At 54.1% G+C, this 13,619-nt stretch carries 10 protein-coding genes and 1 pseudogene; 4 read left to right on the top strand and 7 right to left on the bottom strand.

Going from position 1 to position 13,619, the window contains the following annotated elements:
* Window positions 1-14: 14 nt before the first annotated feature.
* The 4 genes from trbB to VL130_RS12510 all read right to left on the bottom strand — a co-directional run bounded on the left by trbB (window position 15) and on the right by VL130_RS12510 (window position 5,223).
* Entirely contained in the window at window positions 15-1,049 is a 1,035-nt protein-coding gene (gene trbB, locus VL130_RS12525; RefSeq protein WP_325363257.1) for a P-type conjugative transfer ATPase TrbB, read from the bottom strand.
* Complete coding sequence (locus VL130_RS12520) at window positions 1,049-1,459, bottom strand: CopG family transcriptional regulator (RefSeq protein ID WP_325363256.1); 411 nt, start codon at window positions 1,457-1,459, stop codon at window positions 1,049-1,051. Before VL130_RS12520 ends, trbB begins: the two co-directional genes overlap by 1 nt.
* 10 nt (window positions 1,460-1,469) lie before the next feature.
* Window positions 1,470-3,488: a conjugal transfer protein TraG gene (locus VL130_RS12515; protein ID WP_414636278.1), complete on the bottom strand. Its 2,019-nt coding sequence runs from the start codon at window positions 3,486-3,488 to the stop codon at window positions 1,470-1,472.
* Window positions 3,489-3,867: 379 nt separating this feature from the next.
* Window positions 3,868-5,223 (bottom strand): hypothetical protein, encoded by a 1,356-nt coding sequence (locus VL130_RS12510; protein WP_325363254.1) that lies wholly within the window; start codon window positions 5,221-5,223, stop codon window positions 3,868-3,870.
* 375 nt (window positions 5,224-5,598) lie between these two features.
* Between VL130_RS12510 and VL130_RS12505 the strand changes: the two genes are divergently transcribed.
* Genes VL130_RS12505 through VL130_RS12490 form a run of 4 tightly spaced genes read left to right on the top strand, consistent with a single transcriptional unit; the run spans window position 5,599 to window position 10,388 of the window.
* Window positions 5,599-6,495, top strand: coding sequence for a phosphoribosyltransferase-like protein (locus VL130_RS12505; protein ID WP_325363253.1), 897 nt, complete (start codon window positions 5,599-5,601; stop codon window positions 6,493-6,495).
* Window positions 6,495-8,345: a hypothetical protein gene (locus tag VL130_RS12500; RefSeq protein WP_325363252.1), complete on the top strand. Its 1,851-nt coding sequence runs from the start codon at window positions 6,495-6,497 to the stop codon at window positions 8,343-8,345. The genes VL130_RS12505 and VL130_RS12500 overlap by 1 nt, the downstream gene beginning before the upstream one ends.
* A complete protein-coding gene (locus tag VL130_RS12495) occupies window positions 8,329-9,279 on the top strand; it encodes a hypothetical protein (RefSeq protein WP_325363251.1) in 951 nt (316 codons plus the stop codon). Before VL130_RS12500 ends, VL130_RS12495 begins: the two co-directional genes overlap by 17 nt.
* Window positions 9,279-10,388: a methyltransferase gene (locus tag VL130_RS12490; RefSeq protein WP_325363250.1), complete on the top strand. Its 1,110-nt coding sequence runs from the start codon at window positions 9,279-9,281 to the stop codon at window positions 10,386-10,388. Before VL130_RS12495 ends, VL130_RS12490 begins: the two co-directional genes overlap by 1 nt.
* Window positions 10,389-10,409: 21 nt before the next feature.
* Here the strand turns inward: VL130_RS12490 and dut are convergent, their stop codons facing one another.
* From dut to rlxS, 3 genes and pseudogenes are all read right to left on the bottom strand, one after another.
* Window positions 10,410-10,889 (bottom strand): dUTP diphosphatase, encoded by a 480-nt coding sequence (gene dut, locus VL130_RS12485; RefSeq protein ID WP_325363249.1) that lies wholly within the window; start codon window positions 10,887-10,889, stop codon window positions 10,410-10,412.
* A gap of 114 nt (window positions 10,890-11,003) precedes the next feature.
* Window positions 11,004-11,363: pseudogene (dnaE2, locus tag VL130_RS12480) on the bottom strand (error-prone DNA polymerase); the annotation flags it as partial.
* A gap of 100 nt (window positions 11,364-11,463) precedes the next feature.
* On the bottom strand, window positions 11,464-13,461 hold the full coding sequence (gene rlxS, locus VL130_RS12475; protein ID WP_325363248.1) for a relaxase/mobilization nuclease RlxS: 1,998 nt from the start codon (window positions 13,459-13,461) through the stop codon (window positions 11,464-11,466).
* Between the last annotated feature and the right edge of the window lie 158 nt (window positions 13,462-13,619).

Genomic DNA, 13,619 nt, shown 5'->3' with positions numbered 1-13,619 from the left:
AAAAGACAAGGTGTTCAGGCGCATTCAGGTCTCCTTGGAATTGAGGGTAGGGATAGGTAGTCTTCTCCAGCCGGGAGGGCTGATCGAAGCTCGTAATTGCCGTCGCGGTCGAGGCCGTTCAGGGCCATGATCTCACCCACCTGACGCGGCGCGCCGGTATGTGCATTGGCGCCACAGATGAAGACGATGACATCGATCGCTTCGGCAATAAGGGGGCGCGGCACGTGCACCACCGCCTCCTGGATCAATTGCTCCAGGCGCAGGAGCGCGCCCCTGGCGGAATTGGCGTGAAGGGTGGCAATCCCGCCGGGATGACCGGTATTCCAGGCTTTGAGCATGTCGAGGGCTTCGGCGCCTCGTACCTCGCCGACTATGATGCGGTCCGGACGCAGGCGCAGGGTCGAGCGCACGAGATCCGCCATGGTGACAAAGCCGATCCGGGTCCGTAAGGCCACCACGTCGCGGGCCGCACAGCGCAGCTCGCGGGTGTCTTCGATCAGAATGACACGCTCATCCAGATCAGCAACCTCGGCCAGTAAGGCATTGGTCAGGGTGGTTTTTCCGGAACTGGTACCGCCGACGACGAGGATGTTGTCGCGGTGGCGCACCGACCGCCGCAGCAGCCCGGCCTGTGCCTGGGTCATGACCGCATTGGCAACATAGGTATCGAGGGTCAGAAGACGATAGGCTGGTTTACGGATGGAGAAACAGGGTGCGCTGACCACCGGTGGCAACAGCCCTTCAAAGCGTTCCCCGCCGGTCCCATCTGGCCCAAGAGGCAATTCGGCGCTCACGATCGGATTGTCCGAATGGACTTCGGCATTAACATGGCTTGCGACCAGACGGATTACGCGTTCCACATCGGCCGCCGTCATGATGGCGCCGGTATCCAACCGCCCCTCACCGGCGAGGTCGAGGCGAACGACACCGTCGGGGTTGACCATGATCTCGAAAACGGCCGGGTTAGCCAGAGCTTCGGCCACTCCCTCGCCCATGGCGGTGCGCAGCATGGTACGCAGGCGCTGAGCAGGCACAGACAAGGTGTCCATCACATCCCCTCCTCAAAGGCGCCGGGCGTCAATGATTGACTACCCTGAGACAGTTGCCGGCCAAGCTGGGCTACAAACTGTTCGAAGCGATCGCGGGCCATGGCGCGGGCGGCCGCGTCGGGCTCCGGCAGATGGGCATCGCGTAACAGGGTCAGACGGACGAACAGGGCCAGACTTTCCAGAACGATTTTCTGATCGCGCTCAATGCGATTGAGCTGTGCGCTGATCCTGTTCAGACGCTGGCCGAAGCGGTCATCGAGTTCATTCGTGCCACGCCGGTCGAGCCAGGCCTTCACGGCATCGGCGAGGACGGCTGATTTGTTCATACCGGGCTTTTCGGCAAGGGCTTCCAGACGCTGACTGATCGGGGCGTCGAGAAAGAGCTGGTGGCGTATCTTGTGCGTTTTCATGAGGAATCTCCTAGAAGCCGCTAAACATTTCGATGGTCTGACCGCGTTTGGCGGTTTCGCGCGCCTCGACATTGAGGGTGTCTGCGGCACCAATGGCGGTTAGTTTGCGCAAGCGATCCATGGTCTGCTTCTCGCCGGTCGGATCGGCCTCCTCGTCCACTTCGACCTCTTCCCCAGGCCTGGCCTCATCCGCGACACGAACCACTGGCTCGGTTTCGGTCGAATGGCGCTGTCTGGCCAGGCCGGGGTCGTCTTCGACCTCTTCGGCCGCGAGTGTCGGCTCATCCGCCAGTAACGAAGCGAGGTACGCATCTGGCTCGCGAACCTGCCCTTCCCAATCGTTCGGGCGCGGCGCGGGCCTGTCGCCAAATCCCCCCTCCCCCAGAACCGGAGCCGGCGAGACCCGCGAGGTGAAGTTCCGGTCCTCGAAATAGCGTAGCTTTTTGGCACGGATTGGCGCCAGTCCGGAGACCATGACCAGTTCGTCGGCGGGTGGCAGTTGCATCACCTCGCCGGGTGTCAGCAAGGGGCGCGCGGTTTCCTGGCGCGAGACCATGACGTGAGAGAGCCAGGGTGCCAGGCGATGGCCGGCATAGTTGCGTTGAGCGCGCTGCTCGGTGGCGGTGCCAAGGGCATCCGAGATACGCTTGGCCGTGCGTTCATCGTTGGAAGAAAAGGCGATCCTGACGTGGCAATTGTCGAGGATGGAGTTGAATTCGCCATAGGCCTTCGATATCTGATTCAGGCTTTGGGCGATCAGATAGGCGCGGATGCCGTAACCGGCCATGAAGGCCAAAGCCGTCTCGAAGAAATCCAGGCGCCCGAGCGCCGGGAACTCGTCCAGCATCATCAATAGTTGATGCCGATTGCGCTTCGACGGATCGCCTTCAAGCCTTTCGGTCAGCCGGCGGCCAATCTGGTTCAGCACCAAACGGACGAGTGGTTTTGTCCTAGAGATATCCGACGGCGGAATGACCAGAAACAACGATACCGGACGTTCGGCGTTGACCAGATCGGCGATGCGCCAGTCACAGGTGGAGGTCGCAGCGGCTATCGTCGGATCGTAATAGAGCCCGAGGAAGGACATGGCCGTGGACAGGACACCGGACCGCTCATTGGGCGACTTGTTCAGCAGTTCACGGGCGGCGGAGGCCACGACCGGGTGGACGCGCCCTACCCCGTCCTCACGGACACCGAGATGCGGTGTGGTCAGCATACGGTTCAGGGTATCGACGAGATTGCGCTGCGGATCAGACAGGAAGGTGGCGACGCGGGCCAGAGTCTTCTCTTCTTCGGCATAGAGGACGTGCAGGATGGCGCCCACCAGAAGGGAATGACTGGTTTTTTCCCAATGGGAGCGATGTTCGAGAGCGCCTTCAGGATCGACAAGGATGTCAGCAATGTTCTGGACGTCACGAACTTCGTTTGCCCCCCGACGAACTTCGAGCAAGGGGTTGTAGCGGGCGCAGCGCATGTCGGTCGGATTGAACAGGACACAGTGGGAGAATTGTGAGCGCCAGCCTGCGGTGATTTCCCAGTTTTCGCCCTTGATGTCGTGGACGATGACGGAACCGGTCCAGGACAACAGGGTCGGCACCACGAGGCCAACGCCCTTTCCTGACCGAGTTGGCGCAAAGGCCATGACATGTTCGGGACCATCGTGTCGCAGATAGTCGCCCTGCAGACGTCCTAAAAACACTCCGGCGTCCCTCAACAGGCCGGCGGCCTCAACCTCGCCAAACCGTGCCCAGCGCGCAGAGCCATATGTCGTCACCAGACGGGTCTGCCGTGCGCGCCACAATGAGCCCAAAATGGCAGTCAGACAGCCCAAGAATCCACTGCAGGCCGCGAGACACCCTGCCTTGAAAAACACCGCGGGCGCGTAGGCGTCAAAGAAGTACCACCAGACAAACAACTGCCACGGGCGATAGATCGGCTGTCCAAAGACACTAAACCAGGGTGGTCCCAGCGCTGCCTGATTGCCAAGCGAAACGGCGGTCCATTGTGTCGCCGCCCACACGCCGAACATGACGGTGGCTAACACAATAAAAATCTGGCCAATCAGAAGTTTTGTAGGGGTCACAACACGGGCTCACCTGACGCGGAACCTGGCCGCTGATGCCCTATATTCGCGCACCGCTGACGCGATCGTTATACCCGTTAAACCCGCGCACATACCATGTTGCCGAGACCAGTTTCGATGTTGTCAAATACACCCCGCCTTCAACACTTTAAGGAGCGGCGTTTTGCTAGTTATCTGTTCCGAAAGCTCATTGCGAAAGGCTTCCCCGCCAGTTCCGTTCCGGTTGATAAGATCTGATATGAGGCGATGGGATGGACGGTTAGGGCTCCCGGCATCCAGGTGCCATACTGTGGCTGTTATCCAAACGCCAAAAGAGCCACAGCATTCATGCTTCAAGACAGGCCACTACGAATTGAGACAAGCTATCCCAAAGCGAAGTTAAGTGATTAGTCGATGGCGCAAAGTTTGGTGAATGAACGTATCTGTTGAGAGTGTCTGCCGAGACTAGCTGATCCATATTTTGGAATTTTTTGACGATGCCAAGCATTTTCTGGTCGATTTCCTGAGCGGCGAATTGATGCTCCGCGACCTTTAACGCTTTTACCGCGAGATGGTCATTGTTGTGGACGACCACCGCCTTTTGCTGGATGTAATTGTCTATCGACAATTCAAGTAGAACCCTGAACAATACCGAAATAGCGTTTGGATGTTGTGACAATTGCAGGTGGAACTGCAACTCCTCCCAAATCTGGTGATGTCGTTGAAGCCGACCAGGCCAAGCAACGCCGTATGCTTTTTGCGGGATTAAAGTCAGCCGTATCGTTGGCTTTGCCTTAGGTGGCGTTGGCGGCGTGGGATCGGGAATTGGATTGCCCGGATCACCAGTTCCTGGTCGATCCTGTGGCGCATCAGGCTCTGCGGGCGGCTGATGTCCTACACTCGGTAGCAGATGTATGTCTTTTGGTAATACGCCTTCGGCATCAAGCGCATTCAGATAATCTGTTTTTCCGTCTACATCCCATATTTTGCCGAGAACAACCTTACCACTCACCATATCATTGGTAATGCGAGAAAGTGCGCCCAAAACGATGGCCGGTTCATGTGTGAAAATGAGTCCCGTTTTGCTCATGCTGAAGCCGACACGATTTCGGTAGAGCTCAGACGACAGCAAGCGCTTCAAAGTCGATCTGGGAATTTTATTTCTCGCCGGCAGTAAGTGAGCTGCACGAAGCTGAATTTCAACTTGATCAGCTACGTTAACTCCACTTTCCTTCCCACTCCTGTCGACAAAATTCCTTTTCATTCTGTCGTCCCACGTGGACTGACCAATGCCCCCCTGTGACCCCGTGTGCCGGCGGAAAAGAATTTCATCAATGCGGTCGCGATCCGCCTCGACTTGGCATTGGATCTCGAGAGGAATTTTGTTGGCCCACTTTTGCTTGAGATCTTCAAAGAAGGCCTGCAATTCTGTAGTGGGCGCCCGTCTCGGATCCACAATCAATTTCAGGCATGTTACCCGTCGATTGCCGTCGAACACCAGAAACTTGTCAAACTCAGGAGCAACAAGCGGTAATTCATAAATTCCGCCCTCTTGCGTTATGTCTTTGGCAAGATTTCGCATATGAATTTCTTTAGCATTGAAAAGCCAGGCAATAGCCGCCGTCTCGTTTTCCAACTCGCCATGTCGGTCGTTGCCACGGTTGACAAGCAACAGGCTCAACGGAATTTTTTTTATGGACATTGTCTCTCCCCCTCCGACAGACTACCACTTTAGGTACTTGTGGCAAGTCATACATCCAGACAGCGATACGTCTCAAAGCATCAGGGGAAGAGGGTTTTGAGCCACTGGATTGTCCCTTCATCCCAGCCTGTTCCCAGTTTAGCCGTTTTATCCTCGCGATAAAAACGCTCTAAACTACTATAAAAAACTCACGTCCAACCGCGGCATGTAGGGCACACATTGGCCACCTATATTTTTACAATCCCCGGTCACAACCATGCTAATTACTACGTAATGATTCGATGCACGCCGTTGAATGCAAGCGCCTATATCTAATGTCACGAAGCCATTCGTATAACCTGCGCATGGGGCCGACCCGTCCAGAAGGTAATTAGTTTGTCCATCGCGTTAATTAACGAAAGATCTGATCACTTTAGAGATTTCGGAGTTTGGCCACGCCAACAGGAACTAAATGTCGAGCGCTGGTTGGAAAACTTCCGGGACGAAGAATTCTACATCGCGGAACGCCTTCTCTCCGGTTTCACCTATTTCAACAAGGCCATGACTGATGCGCTTCTGCGTCAGGCCATCCAAAAATTCTTAACTGCGCAATGGGACACCGTAGTTTTTGGCCGCCCTCCATCATCGACGCAGTTGAATCAGGTGCGATTTGTGACAAGTGAAGGTGAAGTGCCGCATTCGGCAGACAGTGGAAATCTGTTCGCACGAAAATTGCGCGACGTGATACGAATTCCTGAGGGCTTTATTTTTACGCCAGAAAAGGCCCTCATAGAAATTGGAAGTGTACGCCAATTTGTCTTCATTGATGACTTTGCAGGCAGCGGCAACCAATTCCTTGAAACGATTGATCGCGTGCACAACATCTCCGGAAGTCAAATATCGTTCGCAAGCTTATTACCGGATGCGACCTATTCAATTTCATATTGTCCTTGTGTGATGACATCCTACTCTATCAGCGATCGAATTTCTCGTCAGCATCCTGAGATTAAATTGTACCCGGCACACATTCTGAGTGAAAAGCATAACGCGGCTTTGACAAATTCTCGGATTTGGGAGGGGATGTCCCTTAGTGACGCTTCCATCGCCGTTGCGACCCTAAAAGCCATTTCAGCACGCGCTGGTTTTTTATTAGAGGACGGAAGTCAAGACGCGTGGCACGGCTTCCATGAGTTAGGACTCACTTTGGCGTTCGAGCACGGAATACCCGATGCCAGCTTGCCGATTTTCTTCTCGGAGAGAAATGGCTGGAAACCATTAATGAGGCGGGCATAATGTCAAATAACACAGCTCAAAGATTGGAACAGCTATTCGGCAGCTTTAGAGCCGAATCGATGCGTGAGAATTTATATTCCCTTTTCAATGAGCCTGAGTATTTTTACTATTTAGCGGCTCCTAAATCTTGCGTTCTCATCGGTGGCAGGGGTTCTGGCAAAACGACCGTATTGCGGTGCATGTCATATGAAGGACAGGCCGCGTTGGGGCAGACTGACTTCACCCATCCAAAATACATTGGATTATACATAAAAGTTAATACCAACACGGTTGCGTCTTTTATCGGACCAGAACTCACGCCCGATGCCTGGCAGCGCTTCTTTGGCCACTTTCTCAATTTAATGTTCTGCGACGAAGCGCTAGGGTACGTGCAATGGCTGAAAATTAAGCGCCAAGATAATGAGATAGACCGAGCTTTAGACTATCATCGGGTAGCTCGGGTGCTTGGTCTAAAGTCGTGCGCGACGCTTGACGAATTGATAACTGAAGTCGACAACGCACGAATAAATCTAGAAGTTTTTATCAATAACTTCGGAAGCAACAAGCCAACCGTGTCACCGCTCCAAACTCCCCTCGACGTTGTGATGGAAGAATTGGGTAAAATCGATGGTCACAAAGACACAACCTTCTTTGTCGTATTGGATGAGTACGAAAATTTTTTGGATTATCAGCAGCGACTGGTGAATACGTTGCTTAAGCATTCGGGTGGAAATTATTACTTTAAAATAGGTGTTAGAGAGCTCGGGTGGCGGGAACGTACAACATTGAATTCTGCGGAAGTATTGATCAGTCCCGCAGACTACGAGCGGATTAGAATTGAAGAAAAGCTAGAAAATGATTTTCCGAATTTCGCAAAACGCGTTTGCGAGGCGCGCCTAAAGGCAGTGGACTTAGAAAACCTTGGTCCGTCAGTTGACGTAGAGAGTCTTCTACCAAGTCTATCAGTAAAAGCAGAAGCGATCGCTTTAGGGGTCGAGAGGCATGTTGTTGACTTCAGGGTATATCTAAAATCGTCTCCAGACACGCTGCGACTCACGGAACTACATGACCATGAGTTGTTTGTTTTCTTGGAACTTGCACATAGAGACTTCCAACACGCCACGAGAGATTTAGAAGACTATTATCTGGGCGTCAAAGCTGCGCGAGTAAAATACGAAAATTATTCATATTCTTTACTTTTTGCAATCTCAGGAAAAGGCGCGAAGATCAGCAAGTATTACTGCGGGCACTCTGTCTTATCAAAATTGACCCATCAGAATATTCGATTTTATATGCAACTCGTCAATGAGTGCATTCGAGAACAGGTAGCTATCGAAAAAAGCACCTCGCAACCAATTGATCCGCAACTCCAAACAATTGCAGCCAGAAAAGTAGGGCTCAGCTACCTGCGTGAATTAGAAGGCGTTTCCACACAAGGCGGGTCCCTTGCAAAATTACTATTAGGACTTGGCCGTGTCTTTGGGGTTATGGCGGCCCACCCCGTTGGCGGGAAGCCAGAATGCAACCAGTTTGAAATTGCAGAGGGATCGACTTCAACAGATCAACACACCGAGGTTAAGAACCTGCTGATTGAAGCGGTAATGCATCTGGCTTTAGTGCGCACCCCCGGAACAAAATTGACCACTGATTCAGACGTCCGATCCTGGGACTACGCGCCTCACCCCATATTTGCAGCATACTTCGGCTTTAGTCATCGAAGGAAGAGAAAGATGAAGGTTGGCGAAGATGACTTAATTTCCCTTACTCACCAACCCCAAGAGACAATTAAAAAGCTACTAGGTAGACGATCCGAACTTGCTGACGAGACGCTCCCAATTCAAATGAGTATGTTCGATGAATACTTTCGCTGAATTTGGCCTTCGATCGCCTCCGCATACTGTATATAATGAACGAGAGAACGTTACTTTTGAAGTCGGCGCGATCTTAATATACGGTCAGGCCGAATATCGAAGTCAACTCCCCGCTCGTTGGTCAGCTCAGTTCGATTCAGATCGCATCTTCGAAATATCTGAAGGGGATGAGTTCGGCCAAATCAAAGTAGATCTATTACCTGGCCAGACTTTTTCGTTTCGGGACAATGGACCTTTGCGCCAATGGGTCGAGGATCTGGTCGGCACCGTAATATATTTGGACATTACAGGCCTTGGCCACCATTTGTGGATGCCACTATTACGGCTCCTGATTGAAGGTGAAAAAGATGTTCAATGCTTGTACACAGAGCCAGGAGTTTACACGCCCAGCCTGCACCCCAAACCTGGCGATTTTTTTGACCTAAGTGAAAGAACCATTGGTTTTAAGCCAGTTCCCACTTTCGCCCGAATCCCTCGACGGGGCAGCGCACCAAACCTCTTAATTCCTTTGCTGGGTTACGAGGGCGCCAGGTTCAAACACTTGATCGAAACGTTCGAGCCGAGTGACAGGGACATCTATCCGATTGTTGGCGTTCCCGGTTTTGAAATCGACTACCCGTTTCACGCATTCGAAGGTAACGCCGGCCCACTGAGCTCTACCCGAGCTTGGCAAAGAGTAGACTACGTTGACGCCGCTTGCCCCTTCTCGGTTTACAGCTACATTGAACGCGCGAGAAACGAGTGGCCAGGTCGTGCAATTCAAGTTGCAACGATAGGGACTAAACCGCATGCCTTGGGCGCAATGTTATATGCTCTACGCGACAATTCTTGCGATCTTTTGTATGACCATCCTGTTCGCAAAGCCGGACGGACCGGCGGCAGCGGCAAATGCCATAGATATGACGTTTCAACTTTCTGGCGCCTAGGGCATTGATGCAGAATAACCTTCATTACACCCCTGAGAAGACAGCAGAGTACCTTGTTGCGTCATCAACAATGTCTGAACCTCAAACAGTTGCTGATTTCTGCGCAGGCGATGGAAGTCTAATCAAAGCAGCTGCCTCTAAATGGCCTTCGGCGCGTTTATTCATCAACGATATCGACGAGAAAGCGCTGGGATCGGCGAGCCAAAAGGTCCCTACAGCATCTTTCAGCTCAGTTGATTTTTTGGGTTCTGAAATGTCAGATAAATTGTCAGCTTTAGGTTTCGATCGCTTTAATACTATCGTTCTCAATCCCCCATTTGCGAACAAAGGTGCAAGAAGGTGGCGCCCACGCGGTTTATTTAGCGATATTGATTGCAGTCAAGCAATGGCGTTTCTTCTTACTGCTGCTAACCACCTAGAAAATAACGGCGAGATTTTGGCTATATTGCCGGCGTCTACGATACACAGTGATCTCGACCGGGACGCACGCTCAGTGCTAAAAACTGCGTGCCAGTTTCAACACTTGACCGAACCGGAAGCTGGAATTTTTCCTAAAATCGCTGCAACAACTTATATTGCACGGGTATCGAAAGTTGAGCAAACAGATTACCGTGACGCTTTACTAGATCACACGCTTGATACGCTTGGCGACCGAGTATTGAAAGCAATTGTCCGAGGTAACCTTTCTACGAAAAAGGCGGATCGCATCGTAGCAAAAGGTACCACGGGGATGATTCACACGACTTCTATCAGAGACGGCCAGATACAAGCAGTTTACGAGCTTTCAATTGCCGACGAGAGCAGGGCTCGAAAGCTCGTACCGGGAAACTATCTCTTAATTCCCCGAGTGGGCAAGGTAAGGCCGGAAAACATCTGTTCGCTAAATAGTGCTGCGCCGATCATTTTATCCGATTGTCTATTTGCAGTTCGCTGTGAAAACGAATCCACCGCCGCCGAATTGCGTGCTCGTGTGATTCAGCGTTTTCAAAATTTTAGGAAAATTTATAACGGAACCGGAGCGCCATATCTGACTAGAATCCATCTCGCAGAATTTTTGAGGCAGTCAATGCCAAAGAAAGTGCTTAAACTCCTTACCGAAGCTTCGCAGGCCGGCTAAAAAATACGCCGGAAGTAAAATCTATATGCCGGTCGACCCAAAGCCACCGCCTCCACGTATTGTTTCGTTCAGATTGTCCTGCTTTTCCCACACTATTCTGGCATGCTGACTTACAACCATTTGAGCTATGCGGTCACCCCGCTTTATAGAATAGTCATCCATACTTAGATTAATCAGAATGACGGAAATCTCGCCACGGTAGTCACTATCGATCGTGCCTGGTGTGTTCAAACAGGTGATTCCAAATTTCAGGGCGAGACTGGAGCGTGGGCGAATTTGTGCTTCATATCCCAGCGGCACGGATATTATCAGGCCCGTCGGCACCAGAAGCCGCGCCATAGGCTTAAGCGTGACTCCTTCGCCTTCTTCAATTGCGGCACATAAGTCGAGCCCGGCCGCACCTCCAGTCTGGTAGGCCGGCAAGGGTAGTCCCACAGCATTTTGAAGTTGGCGCACATACGCGGTTAGAGGATTGGATTCCATCATCGACAGATCGCTCATGACTATCTTTTGAAAATTTCTAGCTAATATTCTTATGCCCGAAATAGTCGTCCGTAAACGCGATAAACGCTATAATACCTCTAACTCACGCCATCCTTTGTCTCACCTGAAATCCTAGCTTTTCTGCCGAATCTGTGACCTCGCCTCCGCCGGCACGCGATGATCGAAATACGGTCCGCCGCTTCTAAATTCGTCACCCGGCTGATGCGGCGGTTTGAGCGCCGTATCGCGGCCGCCGATCTCGGCCAGCAAGTACGACAGATCGACGATTGAACGGGCGATCAGATGCGCGCACTCTCCTTCCTTCTGAATGAATCCGGTCACGAGCATCAGGCTGGAGCCGTATAATGCCTGCCGGTGCGCCTCCCCGACCTTTTCCCAGACGATGATGTTGGCGTCCCCGCTCTCATCCTGAAGGGTGAGGAAGATCACCCCATTGGCCGTGCCCGGTTGCTGGCGGACCTTGACCATGCCTACTACCGAGACATAGCGCCGGTCCTACGGTCGATCAAATATTCGTTCTACATTTGTTCCGATCGAGACCAGAGTCAAGTAGGCCACCCCGCCCTCGCGATCACATTCCAATCCCCAGCCCATTATCGCGCCCTATGGACCAGTTGATGCCGCTCTCGCGCATGACACCCGACACCTCCTTGCCTATGTGCTTTTCAAGGACCGGTCTCCAGGGCACGAGCGAGAAATCCCGCGCGCGTTCGACAACGGCGAACTTGCCGCTTCCCAAAGTGACGCTCTGGCGGAGCCTGCCCTCCACGAGCTCGCCGTCCCGGACCGGTTTGAGAGTCAGGCCGGTTTCTTTACCCAGCGCCGCGCCGACCGCTACCAACTCACGGCGATGCAGGGTCTCGATCAGCTTATCCATTGGGACGATCTGCCCGTGCGTATTCACGCCGGCCAGGCCTTCCTCCACCAGCCATTGCTGCCGGCGCTGAAGCGCGCCCCGCACCTCCCCGCCAAACCCCTGCCCACCGTAGCCATCGCCATTGCCGCCCATCAGTTCACGATCCAGGAAGGTGACGCCGTTGCGGCGGGTCTGGACCGCCAGGGGTATGTCTGACACCACGTCTATTTTAACTGGCGACCGACGCGCCTCTTTTTCTTCGTACGCCATCGCCTTATCCAGGTAGTCGGGACCGATCCTGAAGCGACCGTCTGCCCCCCGTTCAAGCCCCTGCGTTGATTTCCGAATGGCCTCCAGCCGGCGCATATGGGTTTCGGCGAAGGCCTGCCGGGCGGCCGGTTCTAACTTGAGGTGGGCATCGACCGAGTAATAGCCACCGTTGCGGGCGGCAACGGCGACGATGTTGTGATCCGAGGGCCTGAGTTCCGGAATCGTTGCCGTCACACGGACAATGGCGTGTTTTCCCAGCGCTTCCACTCGATCGCCCTGGCCGATATCGATATAGTGGACGCGGCCGTCCGTCGCTTCGACCATAAGGTAATGCCGGTCCGTCAGTTCATCGGCCAGACCGCGCTTTAGGACCCTCCCCGTCACCGGCCTTTCCTGTCCCGTGGCAGGTGTCTGGCTGTCATGAATGACGGCGTCCGGCGCCGCCTGCTCCATGCGCATGGCCTTCAGTTCGTGATGCAAGGCTTTGATGATGTCGCCGCGTTCACCCAATGCCCTAAGGGTCGGCTCCATATCACCGCGCAACCGCCACTGGCCTTGCCCCAGGTCCTCGGCCAGACCGAAGTCTCTCAGCCTGACCAGCCGGCCGGTCCGCAAGGCGCTGTATTCCGGGTTGCTATGACCAGCCGCCACCAGACCGCCGTCACCGGCGTCGCGGAGCAAGGCCCGATCAATCGAGGTGAGGCTCGACCTGCCGACCTCCTCCTGCAACTGCGCGCTGATTTCGAGGTCGGAGCGTGGTCCCAGATCGAGGGAGACCTGAGCCTCCGCCCGCGCCCGAAATCCCGCGCTGATGTATTCGCGGGCGATCACCAGGTCCTGGCCCTGATCGTCCCGGCCGCGAATGACGATATGGGTGTGGGGATGGCCAGTGTTGTAATGATCGACGGCCACCCAATCGAGCTTACTCCCAAGGTCGTCTTCCATCTGACGCATGAGCTTTCGCGTCAGCGGCTTCAGGTCGTCATATTGCTGAGCGTCCTCGGGGGAAAGGATGAAACGGAACTGGGTCTTGTCGCCAGCGCTCCGGTCCATAAAAGCCCCGCCATCAACCCGGCCAGTCTCAGGCCCATATAGCTGACCGCGTTCGCCCTCTCGGGTGACGCCATCGCGCTGGATATATTTTAAGTGGGCGGCAGCCGCCGACAGGCCTTTGCCGGTCAGCTTAACATACCGCGCCTTAACCACCACACGACGCGTCCGGGCCGTCCGTCCGGACGAACCGGAGACGACCCTCGCGACGCCGCCCCCGCGCCCGCGTTTAGAGACGGACCGAACGCTCCGACTGGCAGCCGATCCGGGCTTCGCCATACCGCCGGAGCGGGCTGTGGCGTGCAGGACCTGCGATCGGAACGATTTCAGCGATTTTGGCGCCTGAGCGCGGATTTTGCCCATTTCGGGCTCAAACGGATCTTCCGGGACCATTGCGGGAGGTTAACCTTCTCAATGAAATCAAAGAATTACGCCCACACTGTCTCCATCTCCGCAGGCGTGGTCTCTCTAAATTTCGATGTGCAGACAAAGCCTTACGCGACATCGGAGAGGAGCTTTATCTTGCTATCCGCCCCCCCTTTCCCCTTCCC

The organism is Asticcacaulis sp. (assembly GCF_035497195.1).
Lineage (GTDB): Bacteria > Pseudomonadota > Alphaproteobacteria > Caulobacterales > Caulobacteraceae > Asticcacaulis.
This window is presented reverse-complemented; position numbering and strand designations above follow the sequence as displayed.